Origin of the sequence: Streptomyces sp. AM 4-1-1 (genome assembly GCF_029167625.1) — a bacterium.
GTDB lineage: Bacteria > Actinomycetota > Actinomycetes > Streptomycetales > Streptomycetaceae > Streptomyces.
The window spans coordinates 5,359,200-5,378,782 of sequence record NZ_CP119145.1 but is presented as its reverse complement, the minus strand read 5'-3'; the positions used below and the strand labels follow the sequence as shown (position 1 = coordinate 5,378,782).

Annotated in this window: 17 protein-coding genes and 1 pseudogene; 8 read left to right on the top strand and 10 right to left on the bottom strand. The window is 71.2% G+C overall.

The window, feature by feature from the left end; genetic code table 11:
• Positions 1-165: 165 nt before the first annotated feature.
• The gene (locus PZB75_RS22900) at positions 166-1,407 is read left to right on the top strand and encodes an ABC transporter ATP-binding protein (RefSeq protein ID WP_275537171.1); all 1,242 of its coding nucleotides are present in this window, start codon (positions 166-168) and stop codon (positions 1,405-1,407) included.
• Positions 1,404-2,276: an ABC transporter permease subunit gene (locus PZB75_RS22895; protein WP_275537170.1), complete on the top strand. Its 873-nt coding sequence runs from the start codon at positions 1,404-1,406 to the stop codon at positions 2,274-2,276. Before PZB75_RS22900 ends, PZB75_RS22895 begins: the two co-directional genes overlap by 4 nt.
• Positions 2,277-2,350: 74 nt before the next feature.
• Here PZB75_RS22895 and PZB75_RS22890 read toward each other — a convergent pair whose 3' ends face one another.
• Positions 2,351-2,680 (bottom strand): ATP/GTP-binding protein, encoded by a 330-nt coding sequence (locus PZB75_RS22890; protein WP_275537169.1) that lies wholly within the window; start codon positions 2,678-2,680, stop codon positions 2,351-2,353.
• 213 nt (positions 2,681-2,893) lie between these two features.
• Here PZB75_RS22890 and PZB75_RS22885 point away from each other — a divergent pair, with 213 nt between their 5' ends.
• Complete coding sequence (locus PZB75_RS22885; protein ID WP_275537168.1) at positions 2,894-3,934, top strand: LLM class flavin-dependent oxidoreductase; 1,041 nt, start codon at positions 2,894-2,896, stop codon at positions 3,932-3,934.
• Between the two features lie 99 nt (positions 3,935-4,033).
• On the opposite strand, the gene PZB75_RS22880 is transcribed toward PZB75_RS22885, so the two are convergent.
• Complete coding sequence (locus PZB75_RS22880) at positions 4,034-4,426, bottom strand: SCO5389 family protein (RefSeq protein WP_275537167.1); 393 nt, start codon at positions 4,424-4,426, stop codon at positions 4,034-4,036.
• Between the two features lie 240 nt (positions 4,427-4,666).
• Between PZB75_RS22880 and nucS the strand changes: the two genes are divergently transcribed.
• Positions 4,667-5,338, top strand: coding sequence for an endonuclease NucS (nucS, locus tag PZB75_RS22875; RefSeq protein WP_275537166.1), 672 nt, complete (start codon positions 4,667-4,669; stop codon positions 5,336-5,338).
• Positions 5,339-5,550: 212 nt separating this feature from the next.
• Here the strand turns inward: nucS and PZB75_RS22870 are convergent, their stop codons facing one another.
• The 3 genes from PZB75_RS22870 to PZB75_RS22860 all read right to left on the bottom strand — a co-directional run bounded on the left by PZB75_RS22870 (position 5,551) and on the right by PZB75_RS22860 (position 9,903).
• Positions 5,551-8,124, bottom strand: a complete 2,574-nt coding sequence (locus PZB75_RS22870; protein ID WP_275537165.1) for an ATP-binding protein — start codon at positions 8,122-8,124, stop codon at positions 5,551-5,553.
• 362 nt (positions 8,125-8,486) lie between these two features.
• Complete coding sequence (locus PZB75_RS22865; protein WP_275537164.1) at positions 8,487-8,810, bottom strand: STAS domain-containing protein; 324 nt, start codon at positions 8,808-8,810, stop codon at positions 8,487-8,489.
• A gap of 244 nt (positions 8,811-9,054) precedes the next feature.
• On the bottom strand, positions 9,055-9,903 hold the full coding sequence (locus PZB75_RS22860) for a 3-hydroxyacyl-CoA dehydrogenase family protein (protein ID WP_275537163.1): 849 nt from the start codon (positions 9,901-9,903) through the stop codon (positions 9,055-9,057).
• A gap of 478 nt (positions 9,904-10,381) precedes the next feature.
• On the opposite strand from PZB75_RS22860, the gene PZB75_RS22855 reads away from it, so the two are divergent.
• Entirely contained in the window at positions 10,382-10,954 is a 573-nt protein-coding gene (locus tag PZB75_RS22855; protein WP_275537162.1) for a cob(I)yrinic acid a,c-diamide adenosyltransferase, read from the top strand.
• A 136-nt stretch (positions 10,955-11,090) separates the two neighbouring features.
• Here PZB75_RS22855 and PZB75_RS22850 read toward each other — a convergent pair whose 3' ends face one another.
• Positions 11,091-11,636 carry a hypothetical protein gene (locus PZB75_RS22850; protein WP_275537161.1) on the bottom strand — a complete coding sequence of 182 codons (546 nt, stop codon included), beginning with the start codon at positions 11,634-11,636 and terminating at the stop codon, positions 11,091-11,093.
• A gap of 154 nt (positions 11,637-11,790) precedes the next feature.
• Here PZB75_RS22850 and PZB75_RS22845 point away from each other — a divergent pair.
• The 3 genes and pseudogenes from PZB75_RS22845 (at position 11,791) to PZB75_RS22835 (ending at position 15,696) form a co-directional block, all read left to right on the top strand.
• A pseudogene (locus PZB75_RS22845) lies at positions 11,791-12,980 on the top strand (histidine kinase).
• Positions 12,977-13,630: a response regulator transcription factor gene (locus PZB75_RS22840; protein WP_275537160.1), complete on the top strand. Its 654-nt coding sequence runs from the start codon at positions 12,977-12,979 to the stop codon at positions 13,628-13,630. Before PZB75_RS22845 ends, PZB75_RS22840 begins: the two are co-directional and overlap by 4 nt.
• Before the next feature lie 287 nt (positions 13,631-13,917).
• Entirely contained in the window at positions 13,918-15,696 is a 1,779-nt protein-coding gene (locus PZB75_RS22835; RefSeq protein WP_275538827.1) for a glycoside hydrolase family 18 chitinase, read from the top strand.
• Positions 15,697-16,150: 454 nt separating this feature from the next.
• Here PZB75_RS22835 and PZB75_RS22830 read toward each other — a convergent pair whose 3' ends face one another.
• The 4 genes from PZB75_RS22830 to PZB75_RS22815 all read right to left on the bottom strand — a co-directional run bounded on the left by PZB75_RS22830 (position 16,151) and on the right by PZB75_RS22815 (position 19,583).
• The gene (locus tag PZB75_RS22830; protein ID WP_275538826.1) at positions 16,151-16,597 is read right to left on the bottom strand and encodes a DUF2550 domain-containing protein; all 447 of its coding nucleotides are present in this window, start codon (positions 16,595-16,597) and stop codon (positions 16,151-16,153) included.
• Positions 16,598-16,728: 131 nt separating this feature from the next.
• Positions 16,729-17,103 (bottom strand): F0F1 ATP synthase subunit epsilon, encoded by a 375-nt coding sequence (locus tag PZB75_RS22825; protein WP_275537159.1) that lies wholly within the window; start codon positions 17,101-17,103, stop codon positions 16,729-16,731.
• A gap of 110 nt (positions 17,104-17,213) precedes the next feature.
• Complete coding sequence (atpD, locus tag PZB75_RS22820) at positions 17,214-18,665, bottom strand: F0F1 ATP synthase subunit beta (protein ID WP_275537158.1); 1,452 nt, start codon at positions 18,663-18,665, stop codon at positions 17,214-17,216.
• Complete coding sequence (locus PZB75_RS22815) at positions 18,666-19,583, bottom strand: F0F1 ATP synthase subunit gamma (RefSeq protein WP_275537157.1); 918 nt, start codon at positions 19,581-19,583, stop codon at positions 18,666-18,668.

Below are 19,583 nucleotides of genomic sequence, written 5' to 3'. Positions count from 1 at the left end.
CACACCTGGGGCCGTCACAGCCCGTCACAGCTGTACCGAGGGAAGGTGTGCCTCACCGGGACTTTGGCCGGAACCGTCAGCGCCTGGTTATCCTCCTAACTCTTACGGGGGTGTGCGGCCGGACGGCCTGGGCCCCGATGACAGATGAGTCGATGGGGCTTGAGCATGATCGAGGCAGTCGGCCTGACCAAGCGTTACGGCGCTAAGACGGCCGTGCACAACCTTTCCTTCCAGGTGCGGCCGGGGGCCGTCACCGGGTTCCTCGGTCCCAACGGGTCCGGCAAGTCCACCACCATGCGCATGATGCTCGGCCTGGACCGGCCGACCTCCGGGCATGTGACGATCGGCGGGCACCCCTACCGGAGCCTGCCGAACGCCCCCCGCCAGGTGGGCGCGCTCCTCGACGCGAAGGCGGTGCACGGCGGTCGCAGCGCCCGCAACCATCTGCTCTCCCTCGCCCAGCTGGCCGGCATCCCCGCCCGGCGGGTCGACGAGGTACTCGGTGTGGTCGGTCTCCAGGACGTGGCGCGGAAGCGGTCGCAGTCGTTCTCGCTGGGCATGGGCCAGCGGCTCGGCATCGCGGCGGCCCTGCTCGGGGACCCGCAGGTGCTGCTGTTCGACGAACCGGTCAACGGCCTCGACCCGGAGGGCATCCACTGGGTCCGCAATCTGATGCGGGCGCTGGCCTCGGAGGGGCGTACGGTCTTCGTCTCCTCGCACCTGATGAGCGAGATGGCGCTCACCGCCGACCAGCTGATCGTGATCGGCCGGGGCCAGTTGCTCGCCGACATGAGTGTCAAGGATTTCATTTCGGCCAATTCGGCCGACTTCGCCAGGGTCCGGCCGGCGCAGAACCCGCCCGAACACCGGGAGAAGCTGTCCGCCGTACTCGCCGAGGCGGGCGGTCAGGTCCTCCCGGAGCCGGACGGGGCGCTGCGCGTCACCGGCCTCGCGCTGCCGCGGATCTCCGACCTGGCCCATGAGGCGGACGTCCGGCTGTGGGAGCTGTCGCCGCACCAGGCTTCGCTGGAAGAGGCGTACATGCGGATGACGCAGGGCGCGGTGGACTACCGCTCGACGGCGGACCAGAAGGCGGGCTTCCAGCCGGCGGTCCAGCAGGGGTACGCACCGCCGCAGCAGATCGTCGTGCCCGACGTACCGCAGCAGGGCTGGTACGCACCGCCGCCGCCCGGACAGAACCCGTACGCGGCCCCGGCCGACGCGCCCAACGCGGCCCCGGCCGCTCCCGTCCCGGTGCTGCCCCCGCGAAGCCCCGCCCAGCCCGCTCCGGCCGCTCCCGGCCCGGTGCCCGCAGGGACCCCCGCGCCCGCGACGCCCTCCCCCACGGCGGCACCGTCCGCCCCCGCCGACCAGCCCGAGCGCGAGAGCAGCGAGGACCCCCGATGAGCACCCCGCAGGCCCCGTACCAGCCGCAGGCCCCGGCACCCGCGCCGCAGCAGCACCGGCAGGACGGCGCGTCCGCAGGTCTGTACACCTCGCCGATCCCGCAGCGCGCCGCCACCCTCGGCGACGCGCTCGCCTCCGAGTGGACCAAGATCCGTTCGGTGCGCTCCACGATGTGGACGCTCGGCGTGATGGTCGTGCTGATGCTCGGCATCGGTCTGGCGGCCGCGGCCCTGGTCGACGCGGCCGACACGGATCTCGGGGACACCCCGGTGCTCAGCCTCGGCTTCTACGGTGTGCTGCTCGGTTCCCTGTGCGTGATCACGCTCGGCGTGCTGACCATCGCCTCCGAGTACGGCACCGGCATGATCCGTTCGACACTGACGGCCTGCCCCAGCCGCGCCCGGGTGCTGACCGCCAAGGCGATCGTCTTCTTCCTGCTCACGTTCGTCGTGACGACGGCGGTGGCCACGATCGTCGCCGTGTCGCAGGAGCAGATCCTGGGCGGCGCCGAGCCGTCCGGCGGCGACTGGCTGCGCGCGACGGTGGGGATCGGCCTCTACACCGCGACGCTCGGGCTGCTGTCGCTCGGCCTCGGCGCGCTCGTCCGGCACTCCGCCGCCGCCATCACGATCATGATCGGTGTGGTGCTGCTGCCGCTGGTGGTCTCGATGTTCATGTTCTCGGACTCGCTGGCGGACGTTCAGCGCTGGCTCTTCGAGTACTCGATCCCGTTCCAGATCTTCGGTCTGTACGGCTCCTCGGTGACCGACTCGGGTCCGTCCGGCTGGCAGCCGCTGTGGATCATGCTCGGCGCGGCGGCCGTCGCGCTGGGCGGCGCGTTCCTCTCACTGGACCGCCGTGACGTCTGAGCCGTGAGCCCCGCGGCTTCCGCGCGGAGCACGGACCCGGCCGGACCGTGAGGACCCGGCGCCGTCCGCCGCCGTCAGTGGCGAGGCGCGTTCCTGGACCGCTGCACCCGTGTGGTGCGGCGGTCCCTCGCGTTCCAGCACGCCTTGTGCCAGTGCCTGCGGTCGTCGATGCCCGCGTACTGCGACCACGCCACGAGATGCGGGACGCCCGACGGGATCTCCTGGTCGCACCCGGGGCAGCGGTACCTCTTGCCCGCCGCGCTCGCCCCGCTCACCGGCCGCACCGACCAGTCCTCGCCCCGCCAGTCCTCGGTGCGCCCGAATCCCCCGTACCGGTCCCCCGCGTCGCTCGCGCTGTCGACGGGACTCTCGCCGCCTCGGGGGCGGTTGCGACGCGGGGACACGTGACACCTCGTGGGGGGAACGGTACGGGCAGGTTGCCGTCCAGCGTAGAGCCATCCGGTGCCGGTGGGTGTCCGCCGGCGGGAAGCCGCGCGCTCGGGGCGAGCGGTTACCGGAAAATCGCAACAACTTCCGCGCGGACCGTGCCTTTGGCACGTGTCAGACGTTGTTGCCAGGAGAGGGGATACGCGTCGGCCGTAAGGAGGCAAGAGGCGATGCGCGTCGGAACGTTCGTACTGGCGGCCCAGTTCCCGGGCCAGGGACAGGGCGAGGCACTGCACCGGGCGGTTCGCTCCGCCGAGGTGGCGGAGGAGTCCGGGCTCGACACCGTCTGGCTCGCGGAGCATCACTTCGTTCCGTACGGAGTCTGCCCGTCCGCCGTCACGCTGGCCGCGCTGCTGCTCGGCCGCACCCGCCGAATCCGGGTGGGCACGGCGGTGAGCGTCCTTCCCGTCCAGCACCCGGTGGCACTGGGCGAGCAGGCCGCCCTGCTCCATCTGACGAGCGGAGGACGGTTCTCGCTCGGTGTGGGCCGCGGCGGCCCGTGGGTGGACCTGGAGGTGTTCGGAGGCGGCCTGGAGGCGTACGAGAAGGGCTTTCCCGAATCCCTCGGCCTCCTGCTCGACTGGCTGCGCAAGCCACGGGTGGCGGGCCGTGGGGAGCGGTTCGCGTTCCGGGAGGTGGCGGTGGTGCCGCGCGCCGACGAGCTGCTGACCGACGATCCGCGAGGGTCGGAAGGGCCCGAGGTGGTCGTCGCCTGCACCTCGCCGAAGAGTGTGCGGCTGGCGGGGGAGAAGGCACTGCCGATGCTCCTCGGCATGCACTGCGGCGACGAGGACAAGGCGGAGATGGTCGCGCTGTGGCGGACGGCGGCCCGCGCGGCGGGACATCCGCCCGCGACCGTGGAGCGGGTCGGACATGTGTCCGCGGGGGTGGCGCAGATCGGGGACCGTGCCGACGAGGCCACCGAGACGCTGGTGAAGGCCATGCCGGGCTGGCTGCGGCAGGGGCTGGACGCCCATGTCACCGTCGACGGACGGCACCGGGTGATGCGCGACCCCGTCGCGTACACGGAACTGCTGTGCGGCATGCATCCGGTGGGCCCGCCCGCGCTCGCGGCGGACCGGCTCGCGGCCACCGCCGAACGGACCGGCATCACCCGCTTCGCGCTCCTGGTGGAGGGTTCGGGCGACCTCGCCGCCACGGAGGAGAACGTACGGCGGCTGGGCACCGAGGTGCTGCCGCTGCTCAACTGACCGGCCGTCGGCGACCGGGTGCTCGGGTGGTACGCGTACGGGGGCTGCCGCCCCGGAGCCAGGTGCACCTCCCGCGGCCCGGAACGGCAGCGGAGGCGTTCAGCAGTCCCGTAGCTCGGGCGACTGGTTGAGCAACTGGCCCCTCACCGAGGTGAAGCGCGCCAGTCTGTCGTCCGAGGAGGCGTCCAACGGGAACACCGCGACACGGTGGCAGTTCTGGAACGCCAGGCGCACCCCGAAGTGCCGCTGCAGCGCGCCACGGATGGCGTCGCTGGCGAGTGCGCGCAGCAGCTGACCGCGTGCCTGCTCGCTCGGCGGCGGCGTCTGGTTGTCGGCGAACTCGCCGCCGTCCACCTTCAGCTGAGCCACCAGAGAGCTGATCATCTCCCACGCGAAGGGCAGGGAGGTCCGGACGCAGTCGACGAAGTCGGCTTCGTCGACCTCGCCTCGCTCGGCCTGTTCCAACAGCGCCGGTGAGACGTCGAGCGACATGGGTTCTCCTCTCGCGGCCCCGGAACAGTCGTCCGGGGCCGACCCCGGCGGGGGGCCGGGGTCTTACGGGCAGGTAAGAAGGACGGCGACGCAGCGTACACACACGGCGACCTCCTGCTTCCACGGTAAGCGCGCGATCCTGGCCGCACCAGGAGAATGGGAAGACAACCGGCCAATAACGAACGGTCTCTTACTGGGCGAATCGCGTGGACGGCCGGTCGTCGAGTAGCGTTGCCGACCATGCGTCTCGTCATCGCCCGCTGCTCCGTCGACTACGCGGGCCGGCTCACCGCCCATCTGCCCTCCGCTCCCCGCCTCATTCTGGTGAAGGCGGACGGCAGCGTTTCCATTCACGCCGACGACCGGGCGTACAAACCGCTCAACTGGATGTCCCCGCCCTGCACCCTCAAGGAGGGCGCGGACGAGAACGAGGGCGTGTGGACGGTGGTGAACAAGGCGGGCGAGAAATTGATCATCACCATGGAGGAAGTGCTCCACGACTCGTCCCACGAGCTGGGCGTCGACCCGGGGCTCATCAAGGACGGGGTGGAGGCGCATCTCCAGGAGCTGCTGGCCGACCGCATCGAGACGCTGGGCGAGGGCTACACCCTGATCCGCCGCGAGTACTTCACCGCGATCGGCCCGGTCGACATCCTGTGCCGCGACGCGGACGGGGCGACGGTGGCCGTGGAGCTCAAGCGCCGCGGTGACATCGACGGGGTGGAGCAGCTGACCCGTTATCTGGAGCTCCTCAACCGGGACCCGCACCTCGCGCCGGTACGGGGCGTCTTCGCCGCCCAGGAGATCAAGCCGCAGGCCCGGGTGCTGGCGACGGACCGGGGCATCGGCTGCGTGGTCCTCGACTACGACGCGATGCGCGGTATCGAGGACGACAAGCTGCGGCTGTTCTGACCGTCCGCCCGCCGTGACGGCACGGCGGGCGCAGGGGTACGGCCCCGGACCGCCTCGCCGCGGTCCGGGGCCGTACCCCTGCCCGGCCGGTGCGGTGCGCCGGACCCGCACCGTCGCGGTTCCGTGTCCGACCCGTCCGGGGCAGTCCGTCGCGGCGCGGCCCGCGCCTCCTGGTCCCTGGACGCCCCGTCCGGGGAGGGGCGTCGGCTGCCTCAGGCCGTCGGTGCCGGCTCCTCGGCGGACGCGACGGGGTCCGGGGACTCCGGGGACGCGGACGTGTCCTGTGACGCCGGCACCGGGGCCTCGCTCGTCATCGTCACACTGCTCGACGGAGGAAGCGGTCCGATCGCGGAGTCGGACGTCTCCGGTTCGGTCGGCGGGTCCGGGACGGTCGACGGATCGGTCGGCGGGGTCTCCCCCGGGCCCGACGACGTCGACGTGCTGGGACCGGGGTCCTGGGACGTCGACCCGGTGGGCGACGGGTCGTCGGGCGATTCGCTCGCGCTCACGTCCCCGCTCGGGGACTCCTCGTCCGTCGGGGTGGACCCGGACTCGCTCGCCCCCGGACCGGGCGTACCGCTCTCCGTCTCGCTGGGTGATGCCTCGCCGGACGTCCCCGGCGCCACGGGAGCGCCGTCGTGGCCGCCCCATCCGCCGGGGCCCGTACCGTCCGTCGTCGCGTCCGCCGGGAGGCCGTTCTCGTCGCCGCCCGCCTCGGTCGACTGCTCGCTCGTGACGGGCCGCCCGCCCGGCGGCTTGTTGCCCGAGGTCGCGCCCAGGGTCACCACGGTGCCCAGCACGGCCGCCAGCAGCGCGCCCGCGCACGCCGCGACCAGGTTCCGCCGGGCGCCGCCCAGGAGCGTGCGGCGGCCGCGGTGCGGCTTCCGTACGGCCGGGGCCGGCGGTACGGCTCCGACGCCGAGCAGGGCCGCGTCCGCGTCGAACGGCTTGATCTCGGGGAACGGCAGGAGCGTCGGCACGCCCGCGGCCGGTGTCGCCGACTCGTCGTACCGGACGAACGGCGGGTCCTCCACCGGCGGGGCCGCCAGGGCCAGGGCCGGTCCCGCCGAGCGGTCCGCGACCAGCGCGAGTGCCCGGCGTCCGGCCACCGCGCCCGGCTTGTCGGCGAGCGCCCCTCGCATCGCGATCGACGCCTCCAGTTCGGCCCTGGCCCGGTCGAGGCTTCCGGTGCAGAGCGCGAGGACGCCCAACTCATGGTGGAAGTACGCCTCTTCGGCGACCTCCCCGGCGATCCTGGCCGCCTCCTGACCGAGCCGCAGCGCCCGCTCCCAGACCCCCCAGTGCAGCCCGGCCGCGAAGGCCGGGGCGGCGCTGCGGGCCAGCAGGACGGCGGCGCTGGTCTGTCCCGCCTCGCCGCCCGGCACCAGCCGGGTCATCGCGGCGAGCAGCGCGTCCGCCTCGGCGACGGCGCGTTCGGGGGTCACGGACGGGTGCCCGGCCCACCAGGCGTAGTGCTGGGCGGCGGTACGGGCACGGTCGCCCGCGTCCTCGCCGTATCCCTCGGCCTCCAGCTGGACCCGCACCCCGGCGGCCAGCCGGTAGCGCGGTCCGGCCGGGGACAGCAGTCCGCAGGCCGCGAGTTCACCGAGCGCGGCGTCGGCGTGGGTGTCCCCGACGAGCGCGGGGAGATGGGCCTGGTGCGGTACCTCGCCGCCGAGCGCGACGGCGAAGTGCAGAGTGTCGCGGGCGGCCCGGCTCAGCCGGGAGGCGAGCAAGGGGGCGGGCGCCGCGCCCTCGCCGAGCGAGGGCAGCGGCACCTCGTCGTCCGGCGGTACGAGGGAGGTGACCGGGGCGTCCTCGGGGCGGTCCTCGAAGAAGTTGTACTCGTCGAAGGTCTCGGCGCCGGCCCGCAGCCGGTCGCGCTGGCGCAGCAGCGCGCCGGCCTGGACGAAGCGGAGCGGCAGTCCCTCGGACTCGAACCAGAGGTCGCCCGCCCAGTTTCGCTCCTCCTCGGAGAGCGGGCGGTCGACGGCACGCTCCAGCAGGTCGAGCGAGGCCGCCCGGCCAAGTCCGCCGAGGACGATCTCCTCGACACGCCCCTCGGTGCCGGGTGGGGCGACCTCGGGGGTCGCGGCCAGCAGGAAAGCGCTTTCGGGCGCCGCGTCGAGCAGTTCGTCCAGTGCGGCGCCGCCGAACTCCAGGTCGTCCAGGACGACGACCGCGCCGATCCCCCGGACGCCTTCGAGAAGTCCGGCGCGGTCGGGACGGTACAGCGGGGCGTGCTGGACCGCCTCGAAGAGCCCGTACAGCAGATCGGTCGCGGTGCGCTTGTGGCCGGAGAGCCGGACGACGCCGTCGGGGGCGAGGTCCGCGCAGTCCGCGGCGACGGCGTCGAGCAGTGTGGTGCGGCCCGCTCCGGGCGGCGCGGTCACCCGCGCCGAGCGGCCACGTGTCAACAGGTCCACCAGGCGCTCGCGGTCCTCCTGGCGCTCCAGGAGCGGCAGTTGCGGGAGCGGCGGTCCGGGCGGTACGGGCGGGGTGCCCGCGCTCTCGCGGTCCGCGCGCTCGGCGGCGGTGTGCCGGACCGGTGCCGGGGGCTGCTGCCCCGGCGGGCACGCCTCGACCTCGCTGCCGTCGACCGGGTTCACGGTGAGCAGGAGGTCGCCCGAGACGAGCTGGACGGTGCGGGGCCGCTGCGGCGGCTGGCCGAGGTCGGGCGTCAGTGGATCGCGGGAGGGCCTGCGCCGCGCGGTGTCCTCACCGGTCTCGTCGGGACGGCCGCTCGCGTGGCCGTGCTCATCGGGTCCCCGAGTGGTCGGGTCCATCGTCCAAGTCCCCCAGACGCGTGGCGCGCGGTTGCCCCTCCGGCCTCGCGCGCCCGCTGTCGGTTCCGGTCCGGTGTCCGCCCATGGGGCCGTCGATCGGCAGACGGGCGAACCATAGGGCTCCGTACAGTATCTACGAACGCAGGGGGGATCGGACCGTCCTGGAGATCACGGTCTCGTCAGCATTGCGGGGCCCCGGCCGCCGCACGTCCGGTTCTTCGTCTTCGCCGCGCACGTCCGGTTCTCCGGCTCCGTCGCGTTGGCCCGGTTCTTCCACGCGGGCGCGCAGGTCTTCCACGCGGGCGCGCAGTCGCGCGGGTCCCGGTTCCGGGCCGTCGAGTCCATCCGGTCCGGGCGGTGCGTCAGACGCGCGGCAGGGAGTCCGCGGCGATCCCGCCCTCGATGGCGAGGATGCGGTGCAGTCGGGTCGCCACCAGCAGACGCTGCATCTGGGGCGGCACGCCCCGCAGCACCAGCCGCCGTCCCGCCCGGCCGGCCCGTCGGTGCGCGCCCATGATGACGCCGAGCCCGGTGGCGTCCCAGGAGTCCAGCGCGGTCAGGTCGAGCACCAGGTCGCCGGCTCCCTCGTCGAGCGCCGAGTGCAGGACCGTACGGGCGTCCGCCGCGCTCCGGACATCGAGGCGGCCCCCGACGACCAGCTCGGTGTGGTCGCCCCTGATGTGCATATGCGCTCCCCTGGAAACGTCGTGGCGATGTCTCTGTCTGTTCTGTTGTCTGTCACAACTGACTGCTGTAGCGACAGAGAAGTTGCCGTCTGTGAGCGAACCGATACCGAATTCACTCCGTGGAGTGATAGAGATCGACGAAAGTCCCCTGGCCCCGGCAAGAGGTCCGCAGTTCCGAGAGGTGTTCCCCCGGGCCCCCGGGTCCGATTGACGGCACATCAGGCAGCCGGGGGCCGATCCGCGTTCAGTACGTGTAGAAGCCCTGCCCGCTCTTGCGGCCGATGTCACCCGCGTCCACCATCCGGCGCATCAGCTCGGGGGCGGCGAACTTCTCGTCCTGCGACTCGGTGTAAATGTTCCCCATGGCGTGCAGCAGGATGTCGACGCCGGTCAGGTCGGTGGTGGCGAGGGGACCCATGGCGTGGCCGAAGCCCAGCTTGCAGGCGGTGTCGATGTCCTCGGCCGACGCGACACCCGACTCGTAGAGCTTGGCGGCCTCGATGACCAGCGCCGAGATCAGCCGGGTGGTGACGAAGCCGGCGACATCCCGATTGACGACGATGCAGGTCTTGCCGACGGACTCGGCGAACTCACGGGCGGTGGCGAGGGTTTCGTCGCTGGTCTTGTAGCCGCGGACCAGTTCGCACAGCCGCATCATCGGGACCGGGGAGAAGAAGTGCACACCGACGACCCTCTCCGGCCGGTCCGTCACCGCGGCGATCTTGGTGATCGGGATGGCGGAGGTGTTGGAGGCGAGTACCGCGTCGGGGCGTACCAGCTTGTCGAGGCTCCGGAAGATCTCGTGCTTGACGTCGATGTTCTCGAAGACCGCCTCCACGACGAGGTCGGCGTCCGCGACCGCGTCGAGGTCGGTGGTCGTGGTGATGCGGGCGAGCGCGGCCTCGGCGTCCGCCGCGTCCAGCTTCCCCTTGGCGACGAACTTGTCGTACGAGGTCCTGATGCCGTCGCGGCCACGGGCCAGGGCCGCGTCCGTGACATCACGCAGCACGACGTCCCAGCCCGCCTGGGCGGAGACCTGTGCGATGCCGGACCCCATGAGTCCGGCCCCGATGACGGCAAGCTTCCTGGCCACGTTCGCACCCCTTGTTTCGTGTTCGGCCCCGGCCGGCGTTCTCCGCACTGGCACATGCTCTTCGGCGGAGGTTAGCCGCCGTGGGCGGCCGTGGGGCCTCGAAGAGATGCGCGTCACGTCTCACATGACGGACATCACACCGGTCCGGCTCATTCGGTGGTGCGCCGGGCGCAGTTGAGGGCGCGTGAGGCGGTGGGCGCGGGCGTCCGCCGGGGGTGAGGACGCGGAGGCCCGGTCCGTCCGCCGGGGGAGCCGGGGCGTACGGATTCGGTACGGCCGCCGGGGGAGCCGGGGCGTACGGATTCGGTACGGCCGCCGGGGGAGCCGGGCGGGCGCGGGCCCGGCCCGGTCGGGCGGACCGGAAGACCTGATGTCCTCCTCCACCGCGATCGCGGTGGGTGGGGAGTGGATCGGCGAGGGGAGTCGCGGGGCGTCGGGAGCCCGCTCCCCGTCGCGGGGAAGGTCATAAGCTGGCCGCATGGTCAATCTGACGCGCATCTACACCCGTACCGGAGACCAGGGCACCACCGCCCTCGGCGACATGAGCCGGACCGCCAAGACCGATCTGCGGATCTCGGCCTATGCCGACGCCAATGAGGCCAACGCCGTCATCGGTACGGCCATCGCGCTCGGGCAACTTCCCGAGGAGGTCGTGAAGGTCCTCGTCCGGGTGCAGAACGACCTGTTCGACGTGGGCGCCGACCTGTCGACACCGGTCGTCGAGGACCCGAAGTACCCGCCGCTGCGCGTCGAGCAGTCGTACGTCGACAAGCTGGAGGCGGACTGCGACACCTTCCTGGCGGACCTGGACAAGCTGCGCAGCTTCATCCTGCCGGGCGGTACGCCGGGGGCCGCGCTGCTGCACCAGGCGTGCACGGTCGTGCGCCGGGCGGAGCGGTCCACCTGGGCGGCGCTGGAGGTGCACGGCCAGGTGATGAACGCGCTGACCGCGACCTATCTCAACCGGCTCTCCGATCTCCTGTTCATCCTGGCGCGGACCGCGAACAAGGAGCTGGGGGACGTGCTGTGGGTCCCGGGCGGCGAGCGCTGAGCCCGACCCGCGCCGTCCGCCGCGGAACTGTCCGCCTCGGAAGAAATCACCCCCCGGGAGACCGTCGCCGCAGGCCCGCCCCCGCGGGCCGGCCGCCCTCCGGTCCTCGACGGGCGCGCCGACCACTCCCGGTTCCTCACCGGTCCTTCACCGGCTCCCTTTTCGGGAAGACCGTGTAGCTTCCTGCGATCAGCACGTTGAGACCGATCACGAAGAGCATCGTCCGCTGCCAGGACACCAGCGGACCGGTGTCGCCGTCCCCGCCGACATACCAGGCCGCCGCCTGGAGCAGGACGATCGCGGTCATGGCCGCGGCCGTCCAGCGGCCCGCCACCCGCCACTCGTGGACCGCTCTGGCCGCGCCGTACCTCGGCGGCCGGACCGGCGGCGGGCCGTCCGCGAACCGATGGGCGACACGTACGTCGACCCACTTCACGGTGGAGTGCCCGAGGCCGACGGTGAATCCGATGTAGACGGCGGCGAGACCGTGCTTCCAGTCGGGCTGGGCGCCGTTCTTCAGGTCCACGGCGGTCACCACCAGGAGGACGGCCTCCAGCAGCGGCTCGCACAGGAGCACGGCCGCGCCGAGCCGTGGCCTCCTCGCCGGGTAGCGCAGCGTGAGCCCCAGCGCCAGCAGCACCCAGAAGGCGATCTCACAGGACACGATCAGTGTGACGATCACAGTACTTCTCCTCCCGTTCCCCTCCAGCCTTCCGTCCGCACGGCCGGTGTGCGTCGTCGTCACTGACGAGTCCGCACTGCATCCTTCGATGTAGTCGCGGCTCGGTCCCGGCGCGGAGGCCCGGTGGGCGGCGCCCGTGTTGGATGGAGGAGTGCTGCCACTCCCCCTCGCCCGCCCGCACCGTGACGACGTACTGATCGCGGCCGTCGGACTGTTCGGCGGGCTGTTCCTCTGGGCGGTCGGCCCGCGTTCGCAGAACGGCCCGGTCCTCGACGCGCCCTCGTACCGCTCACCGTGATGGCCGCGCTGGAGCTGGTACGCAGGACGGCGCCCCGGGCCGCCCCGGCGCTCGGCACGCTCGCGATGGCCGTGGAGGTCCTGACCCCCGGGAACCTGGTGACGGTGCTGATGTACACCGACCTCCTGTACGCGGCGGTGGTGTACGGCACTCCGGCGGCGGCCCGGCGCATCCCGGTGGCGGCCTTCCTGTTCACCGTCGGGGTCACGGTCGGGCTGTTCACCTCGACCCGCGGGCCCGAGGCGCTGGTCGTCGGCATCCTCGCGGGACTGGTCTGCTTGGCGCCCGCGCTCACCGGGGTCAGCGTGCGCAACCACCGGGAGGCGGCCGAGGCCGCGCGGCTGAGGGCCGACCGGACGGCGCTGCTGGCGGAGAAGGACCGTGTCCGGGCGGTCACCGCCGAGCGCGCGCGGATGGCCCGGGAGCTGCACGACGTGGTCGCCAACCACCTCTCCGCGATCGCCGTCCACTCCACCGCCGCGCTCTCCATCGACGACCCCGGGACCTCCCGGGACGCGCTGACCGTGATCCGGGAGAACAGCGTCGAAGGTCTGGCCGAAATGCGCCGTCTGATCGGGCTGCTGAGGGACGGAAGCGGCGAACCGGAACCGGCGACGGCGCCCACCCTGGACGCTCTGGACACCCTCGTCGCACAGGCCGCGACCAGTGGCGCGGCGGGCGGACTCGTCCTCACGCTCGACGACACCCGCCCGGCACCGGACCGGTTGCCGGCTCCGGTCGAGTCGGCCGCGTACCGGATCGTCCAGGAGTCCCTGACGAACGCGCTCAAACATGCGGCGCCCGGACCGGTCACGGTGCGGCTCGGCCGGTCCGGACGATCGCTGACCGTACGGGTCAGCAGTGTGTACGGCGACCTGCCGCAGCCGCGTGCCCCGGGGTCCGGCGCCGGTCTCGCCGGGATGCGGGAGCGGGTGGCGCTGCTCGCCGGGGAGTTCGAGGCCGGTCCCGTGACCGGCGGGAACGGCGGGCGGATCTGGCGGGTGCGGGCCGAACTTCCCGTGGACGAAGGGAACGTGACGTCATGACGATCCGTGTGCTGGTCGCCGAGGACCAGTCGGCGGTCCGGGCCGGTCTGGTGCTCATTCTGCGCAGTGCCCCGGACATCGAGGTCGTCGGAGAGGCCCGGGACGGTGAGGAGGCGGTGCGGCCGGCCCGCGAGCTGCGGCCGGACCTGGTGCTGATGGACATCCGGATGCCACGGCTGGACGGGGTGTCGGCGACCCGGCGGGTGGTGGCCGACGAGCTCGCCGATGTGCTCGTGCTGACCACCTTCGACCTGGACGAGTACGTCTTCGGGGCGTTGCGGGCGGGCGCGGCGGGCTTCCTGCTGAAGAACACCGACGCCCGCGATCTGCTCGAAGCGGTCCGCACGGTGGCGCGCGGCGAGGGGCTGATCGCCCCGGCGGTGACGCGCCGGCTGATCGCGGAGTTCGCCGCACCCTCCTCACGTGTCCGGTCCGTGGACTCTCCCGGTTCCGATGTCCTCGAACCGCTCACCCGACGGGAGCGGGAAGTTCTCGGCTGTCTCGGTGACGGACTGTCGAACGCGGAGATCGCGGTCCGGCTCAATATGGCTGAAGCGACGGTGAAGACGCACGTCAGCCGGTTGCTGGCGAAGCTGGGACTGCGCAGCCGGGTGCAGGCAGCGGTGCTCGCGCAGGAGTTGGGGGTTTGAGACTTGCTCCGATCTTTGGTCTGGACCTCTTGACGATTGGTCCAGACCTTCCTAATCTCACCGAGCACACTGCGGTGAGTACGCCATGACAAAAAAGCGGACTCAGGGCGGCGCAAGGGTTGCAGTTTGCGGATTACCCCCGTTTGTCGGACCTCTCCCGAGGAGCACCGTTGAGCATCCATCCCCCCCAAAACGAGAACCGGTCACGGTTCAGACTCGGCGCCGGCCGGGCATCCAAGTCGAGGGTGGTCGCCGGTTTCACCGCCCTGCTGATCCCGCTCGCCGCGATGGTCGGCCTGGCCGCCCCGGCGGACGCGGCCGCCGGCACGGCGACCGCGACCTACCTCAAGAAGTCCGACTGGGGCAGCGGTTTCGAGGGCCAGTGGACGGTGAAGAACACCGGCACCAGCGCTCTCAGCTCCTGGACCATCGAGTGGGACTTCCCGTCCGGCACCGCGGTCGGCTCCGCCTGGGACGCCACCGTCACCAGCTCCGGAACCCACTGGACCGCCAAGAACCTCAGCTGGAACGGCTCCATCGCCCCGGGCGCCAGCCTCAGCTTCGGCTTCAACGGCACCGGCGCCGGCGCCCCCACCGGCTGCAAGCTGAACGGCGCCTCCTGTGACGGCGGCGGCACCACCCCCGGTGACAACGCCCCGTCGGCCCCCGGCACCCCCACCGCGAGCAACATCACCGACACCTCGGTGAAGCTCAGCTGGGCCGCGGCCACCGATGACCACGGCATCAAGAACTACGACGTCATCCGTGACGGCGCCACGGTCAGCACCGTCACCGGCACCACGTACACCGACTCGGGCCTGAGCAAGGGCACCGACTACTCGTACACCGTGCAGGCCCGTGACACCGCCGGCCAGACCGGTCCGGTCAGCGCCGCGGTCAAGGTCCACACCACCGGTCAGTCCGGCCCGGACAACCCCGGCCCCGGCACCGGCAGCAAGGTCAACCTCGGTTACTTCACCGACTGGGGCGTCTACGGCCGGAACTACCACGTCAAGAACCTGGACACGTCCGGTTCCGCCGCGAAGATCACGCACATCAACTACGCCTTCGGCAACGTGACCGGCGGCAAGTGCACGGTCGGTGACTCCTACGCCGACTACGAGATGGCCTACACCGCCGACAAGTCCGTCGACGGCGTCGCCGACAACTGGGACCAGCCGCTGCGCGGTAGCTTCAACCAGCTGCGCAAGCTCAAGGCGAAGTACCCGAACATCAAGATCCTCTGGTCCTTCGGTGGCTGGACCTGGTCCGGCGGCTTCGGCCAGGCGGCCCAGAACCCGGCCGCGTTCGCCGACTCCTGCTACAACCTGGTCGAGGACCCCCGCTGGGCGGACATCTTCGACGGCATCGACCTCGACTGGGAGTACCCCAACGCCTGTGGTCTGACCTGTGACACCAGCGGCCCGGACGCCCTGAAGAAGATCACCACGGCCATGCGCGCCAAGTTCGGCAGCAAGAACCTGGTGACGGCCGCCATCTCGGCGGACGGCTCGGACGGCGGCAAGCTCGACCTCGCCGACTACGCGGGCGCTGCCCAGTCCCTGGACTGGTACAACGTGATGACGTACGACTTCTTCGGTGCCTGGGACGCGAAGGGCCCGACGGCTCCGCACTCCCCGCTCACCACGTACAACGGCATCCCGCAGGCGGGCTTCAACTCCGCCGACGCCATCGCCAAGCTGAAGGCCAAGGGCGTCCCCGCCTCGAAGCTGCTGCTCGGCATCGGCTTCTACGGCCGCGGCTGGACCGGTGTGACGCAGGACGCCCCCGGCGGCACCGCGACCGGTGCGGCCCCGGGCACGTACGAGGCCGGCATCGAGGACTACAAGGTCCTCAAGTCCAGCTGCCCGACCACCGGCACCATCGCCGGCACGGCGTACGCCCACTGCGGCACCAACTGGTGGAGCTACGACACCCCGTCCACCATCGGCTCCAAGATGACCTGGGCGAAGAACCAGGGCCTGGGTGGCGCGTTCTTCTGGGAGTTCAGCGGTGACACCACGAACGGCGAGCTCGTCGGTGCCATGGCCAACGGCCTGAAGTAGTCGCACAGCAGTACCGCACGACCCGGAAAAGCAACCGGGGAGACAGGTCCGCCCCCTGTCTCCCCGGTTTTTCCATGCCCTGACACCGCCGCCTCACCGGCCTGCGGGACAGGGACACGGACGGACGGACCGGACGGACACGGGCGTACGGGAACGGATACGGGACCGGGCACGCCCACCGCACCACCGGCCACCACACCACCGGCCACCAGTCACCAGTCACCAGTCACCAGTCACCAGTCACCAGTCACCAGTCACCCCAGGGGGGCACCCGCTAACACGTATGCCGGTACGCGCAGCAGCCCGACGCACGACCACGTGCGCCCCCACAGCGGCGTCCGGGCACGCTCCCGCCCCCGAGAGATCAGGGACAGCGGGACAGAGGGCCAGGACCGAGGACGAGGCTCAGGGATGATTCAGGAACAGGGACACGCGTACGGGTACGAACCGCGGCTCACGCCACGTTGACCCGCTGGCCGGGCGGAGCCGCCTCCAGCCAGGCGAGGAATCCGGTGAGGGCGTCCTCGCTCATCGCCAGCTCCAGGCGGGTCTCACGGTGGAGACAGCCGAGCACGACGGCGTCGGAGAGGAGCGCGAGTTCTTCCTCGCCCTCGGGCAGCCGGCGGGTCACGACCTCGATCGAGGCACGCTCCAGCACACGGCGCGGACGCGGGGAGTACGAGAAGACCCGGAACCAGTTGACCCGGTCGCCGCTGTACCGCGCGACGCCGTACACCCAGCCCTTGCCCGAGGTGTCGGGCTCCTGCGCGACGTCCCAGCGCAGGCTGCAGTCGAAGGTCCCGCCGGAGCGCTGGATCAGCCTCCGGCGCAGACCGAAGACGAAGAGCCCCACCAGGACCAGTGCGACGACCAGACCGCTCACCCACAGCGCGAGGAACATCTCCACCGACCTCCTCGCAACATCGAGTAACGGATACGAATCAAACCGCACCTGCATCGCCTCAGCCGCGACACGGTCTGGAGAATTCCAGCTCGGGCCGCGGCTGAGGGCAACAACTGTCGGCGGGGTGCCTAACGCACCGCCACCGCACGCATTCGGACATCCGCGCGCCGCTCCGCGGCGGCGTCGGCGTCCGACTTCGCGCGTTCCAGCGCACGCTCGGCGCGCTGGACATCGATCTCGTCCGCCAGCTCGGCGATCTCCGCCAGCAGCGACAGCTTGTCGTCCGCGAACGAGAGGAAACCGCCGTGCACAGCTGCGACGACAGTCCCGCCGTCGCTCGTACGGATGGTCACCGGGCCCGACTCCAGCACACCGAGCAGCGGCTGGTGACCGGGCATGACGCCGATGTCGCCGGACGTGGTGCGCGCGACGACCAGGGTGGCCTCGCCGGACCAGACACTGCGGTCCGCGGCGACCAGCTCGACGTGCAGCTCAGCAGCCAAGGGTGGCTCCTCGGGTCACCACCCGGCCGCCTGGCCGGGTGTTGGGTCAATTCTACGGGGCGTGGAGAGGGGGGCGGGACCGGACCCGCCCCCCTCGGTGAGCCGACGGCTCAGGAGACGCCGAGCTCCTTGGCCTTGGCCTTCAGGTCGTCGATGCCACCGCACATGAAGAACGCCTGCTCCGGGAAGTGGTCGTACTCCCCGTCACAGATCGCGTTGAACGCGGCGATCGACTCGTCGAGCGGCACGTCCGAACCGTCCAGGCCGGTGAACTGCTTGGCGGCGTGGGTGTTCTGCGACAGGAAGCGCTCGACGCGACGAGCACGGTGGACGACGAGCTTGTCCTCCTCGCCCAGCTCGTCGATACCGAGGATCGCGATGATGTCCTGGAGGTCCTTGTACTTCTGCAGGATTCCCTTGACGCGGCTGGCCGCGTCGTAGTGCTCCTGCGCGATGTAGCGCGGGTCCAGGATGCGGGACGTCGAGTCCAGCGGGTCGACCGCCGGGTAGATGCCCTTCTCCGAGATCGGACGCGACAGAACGGTCGTCGCGTCCAGGTGGGCGAAGGTGGTCGCCGGCGCCGGGTCGGTCAGGTCGTCCGCGGGGACGTAGATCGCCTGCATCGAGGTGATCGAGTGACCACGCGTCGAGGTGATGCGCTCCTGGAGCACACCCATCTCGTCGGCCAGGGTCGGCTGGTAACCCACCGCGGACGGCATACGGCCGAGCAGGGTGGACACCTCGGAACCGGCCTGGGTGAAGCGGAAGATGTTGTCGATGAAGAGCAGCACGTCCTGCTTCTGCACATCGCGGAAGTACTCCGCCATGGTCAGGGCGGACAGTGCGACCCGCAGACGGGTGCCCGGCGGCTCGTCCATCTGGCCGAAGACCAGCGCGGTCTTGTCCAGGACGCCCGACTCGGTCATCTCGTCGATGAGGTCGTTGCCCTCACGGGTGCGCTCACCGACACCGGCGAACACCGACACACCGTCGTGCAGCTTCGCCACACGCATGATCATTTCCTGGATGAGGACCGTCTTGCCGACGCCCGCACCACCGAACAGACCGATCTTGCCGCCCTTGACGTACGGGGTCAGCAGGTCGACGACCTTCAGGCCGGTCTCGAACATCTCGGTCTTGGACTCGAGCTGGTCGAAGGCCGGGGCCTTGCGGTGGATCGGCCAGCGCTCGGTGATCTGAGCCTCGGCCTCCGGCTCGTTCAGGATCTGGCCAAGGGTGTTGAAGACCTTGCCCTTGGTGATGTCACCGACGGGCACGGTGATGCCCGCGCCGGTGTCGGTCACCGGGGCCTGGCGGACCAGACCGTCGGTGGGCTGCATCGAGATCGCGCGGACCACGCCGTCACCCAGGTGCTGGGCGACTTCGAGGGTCAGCGTCTTGCGGGCGCCGGCCTCGGCCGGGTCGTCCACATCGACGTGCAGCGCGTTGTAGATCTCCGGCATCGCGTCGACGGGGAACTCCACGTCGACGACCGGGCCGATGACCCGGGCGACGCGGCCCGTGGCAACGGCCGTCGAAGCCTGCTCGGTAGTCGTCGTCATTTACCTGTCACTCCCCGCGGTCGCGTCGGCCAGCGCACTGGCACCACCGACGATCTCGCTGATTTCCTGGGTGATTTCGGCCTGGCGGGCCGCGTTGGCAAGCCGGGAAAGACTCTTGATGAGGTCCCCGGCGTTGTCGGTCGCCGACTTCATCGCACGGCGGCGGGCGGCGTGCTCGGAAGCGGCGGCCTGGAGCAGTGCGTTGTAGATACGGCTCTCGACGTAGCGCGGCAGGAGGGCGTCGAGGACGTCCTCCGCCGACGGCTCGAAGTCGAACAGCGGAAGGATCTCGCCCTTCGCCCCGTTCTCCTCCGCGACCTGGTCGAGCGAGAGCGGCAGCATCCGGTTGTCCACCGGGTTCTGCGTCATCATCGACACGAACTCGGTGAAGACGATGTGCAGCTCGTCGACACCGCCTTCGGCCGTGTCCGCCTGGATGGCCTCGATCAGCGGTGCGGCGACGCGCTTGGCGTCCCCGTACGTCGGGCTGTCGGTGAAGCCGCTCCACGACTCCGCGACCTTGCGCTCGCGGAAGCCGTAGTAGGCGACACCCTTGCGGCCGACGATGTACGTGTCGACCTCCTTGCCCTCACTGCCCAGCCGCTCCCGGAGCCGTTCCGCCGCCTTGATGGCGTTGGCGGAGTAGCCGCCGGCCAGACCGCGGTCGCTCGTGACGAGCAGGACAGCGGCCCGGACCGGGGACTCGACCTCGGTGGTGAGCGGGTGCTTGGTGATGGAGCCGGTCGCCACCGCGGTCACCGCGCGGGTGAGCTCGGTCGCGTACGGCGTCGAGGCCGCCACCTGGCGCTGCGCCTTGACGATGCGCGAGGCGGCGATCATCTCCATCGCCTTGGTGATCTTCTTCGTGGCGGTGACGGAGCGGATGCGGCGCTTGTAAACGCGAAGCTGAGCGCCCAT